The 2,613-nt window shown below is 47.0% G+C and carries 2 protein-coding genes and 1 pseudogene; all 3 read left to right on the forward strand.

Features of this window, described 5'->3' with window-relative positions; translation table 11 throughout:
* A pseudogene (locus WEIDD23_RS12980) lies at positions 1–595 on the forward strand (SMC family ATPase); the annotation flags it as partial.
* Entirely contained in the window at positions 592–2,244 is a 1,653-nt protein-coding gene (locus WEIDD23_RS01230) for an SbcC/MukB-like Walker B domain-containing protein (protein WP_082778289.1), read from the forward strand. The pseudogene WEIDD23_RS12980 and the gene WEIDD23_RS01230, both read left to right, overlap by 4 nt.
* A gap of 117 nt (positions 2,245–2,361) precedes the next feature.
* Positions 2,362–2,613, forward strand: a 252-nt coding sequence (locus tag WEIDD23_RS13360; protein WP_197458760.1) for a hypothetical protein, incomplete at its 3' end; no start/stop codon positions are given.

Raw genomic sequence — 2,613 nt, forward strand, 5'->3', positions numbered from 1 at the left:
ATTGCAGTGGGGAAACCAACAGCAAAGTATCGTGAATGATGTGACGCGATATGAAGAACAACTAGCGCGGGTGGCAACTGAATTAACACAGCTGGCGACACGCGAAGCGGCCACAACCCATAGCCTGTCAGAGGCGACGGCTACGAAAGCGGAACTTTTAACACAAGCAGCTGATATTAAGATTGCTGAAGCACGGTTGACGACAATTACACGGACTTTGTTGCCTAATGCGCAACGTCTGGCAATGCTGATTACGCAAGCGACTCAGTTGGCCCAGCAACGGCAAACACGACAAACTAACGAAGCCCAGTTAAAGACGCAATTGGCTGAATTAACTGCCAAAGAAGTTGAGCTACAAACGTCTTTGGCGACAGTAGCGTCTGTTTCATCATCGCGTGAGCAATTGTTGGTTTTTGCTACCCAAGCTGATGAGCTACAACGGACTGATGAACGTCTGCAACAAACTGAAAAAAAGGTCGCACAACAGGCTGAGAATTTGATGCGGGTGACACGTAAGCTAGATACGGCTAAAGCTAATCTGCAGGATGTCATCGCGATGCGTGAAGCGAAGGCGCATTGCGCCGGGAACTCATGATTAAACAACTTCATAGTGAGCTGAAAATTGGTGAGGCTTGCATGGTTTGTGGCCAGATTTATACGGGCGAGGGAGCTGACCCGCACGTTGGTAGCACCTCGTATGCTGAAATTAACGTGGCTATGGCGGCTGTTGATGAGGCTGAGACTGCAGAGCAACAGGCAATCGCGACTGAAGCAAGTTTGACGACGGACGCTACACAAACCAAACAACAGTATGATACATTGGCAAAGCAACTTACGTCAGAACGAGACGGATTTGCGAGTGAGTATAATCAGTTTTTCACAGCATGGGCAACCGTGTTTCCAAACAACTTGTTGCCAGACACGTATGATACGTCAACCGTACAGACTGTCATCGCACAAGTTCGCCAGCACCTATCAGATCAGGTTACTAAACAAGAACAACTGACAGCGACATTAGCGACTGTGACGGAGGAGATTGCATCTGTTAAAACGAATCTAGCACGGACGCAAACGCAATTAGCGGGCATTACGACGCAGCTGGCTGAAAATGACAGTGAACAACACGAATTGAATTCGGACGGACCGCTTTCAACAGTCAGTGATTATGAGGTTGAACAACAGGCATTGACTGAAAAAATTGCGACCTATCAACAAGTTGTTCAGAGCGCTGATGAGAAAATTCGTTCCGCCGAACAAACGCAGCAAGAGCTTTCGCAACGACGTTTGGTATTAAATCAAGAACAAAATACGTACCAGACGGCATTAGATGAAGCGAAGGGCCGCCTGGGAATTGCGATTACTGATGGCCCCGTTGCGGATGAACAGGCGCTACAGGCGTTATTAGATCGCATTCAGAATCAACCGGATGAATTAATTCAATTAGAACGGCAATTGGCTGCTTATGACACACAACGTCAGACGGTCGCGACAGCCATTGCGCAGAGCCGAGCGTTGACTGCTGGTCAAGAACGGCCAGATTTGTCACAGTTACAAGCTGAATTGACACAAAAACAAACGGCTTTAGATGAAGCAACTGAACGTTTAAACAAAGCGGAATGGCTCTTAGAGTCTTTGCAACAGCAACAGACTACAATTTTGAAATTGCAAACAGACATTGATGCCATCACGGCAAAGTCAGCTGATTTGATTAAATTGACTCAGGCGGTCGACGGTAACAATTTGTTACACTTACGCCTGGAGCCATATGTCTTGCGCAGTTTCCTGTATGAGGTCCTAACCTATGCGAATGAACACTATATTGGTACCTTATCAAGTGGTCGGTACCAATTTGTGCTCTCAAGTCGGCAGGCAGGACGGGCGAACCAGAATGGACTAGATATTGATATTTATGATCAAGATGGTGGTAAAGTCCGGTCGACAAGCACGTTGTCAGGTGGGGAATCATTTATTGCGGCGCTGTCGATTGCGTTGTCGATGGCAGAGATTGTGCAACGTCGAGCTGGTGGTGCCAAAATTGATGCGCTATTTATCGATGAAGGATTTGGTTCACTCGACAGTAACACATTGAATCAGGCCTTGGAGGCGCTCTCGATGGTCGAGCAAAGTGGTCGCTTGATTGGTGTGATTTCGCACGTGGAGTCAATGAAACGCCAAATTCAGCAACAGATGGTGGTTACGAAACTCGGGGATGGACGTAGTCGTCTGACATATAGAATGGTCTAAACCAATGAAACCGCTTTACCGGAATTTCTAGAACAAACGCATTGCTTTTGTTAGTGAATAGGGGAATAATGGTCCCTCGGAGAGAAATTTAACGGCTTAGTGATGGAGGTGTGTGCGATGTTTTTTGTTGTACAACCATTGGCAGACGAGATAATCGTATTTGCTCAAAATGAAGATGGTATTTATGCTGAAAAATTAAATGCAACGGATTTGTACGCGATGCTACCTAAGCGCCGCGCACGTTTCTTGGCGCCACGTGCTGCAGGTGATAGCGTGATGGCTGCTATTTTGATCAAGCAAGCTTTACCGATTGCGGTACAGGACCAGGTACAGATTTTGACGGCAACTGGGTTGCATGAGTTAACTCAC

Origin of the sequence: Weissella sp. DD23 (genome assembly GCF_001579105.1) — a bacterium.
In the GTDB taxonomy this organism is placed as follows: Bacteria; Bacillota; Bacilli; order Lactobacillales; family Lactobacillaceae; genus Weissella; species Weissella cibaria.

Coding starts and splice junctions, on each gene's coding strand:
- WEIDD23_RS01230 (WP_082778289.1), top strand. CDS start 592: ATGATTAAACAACTTCATAGTGAGCTGAAAATTGGTGAGGCTTGCATG.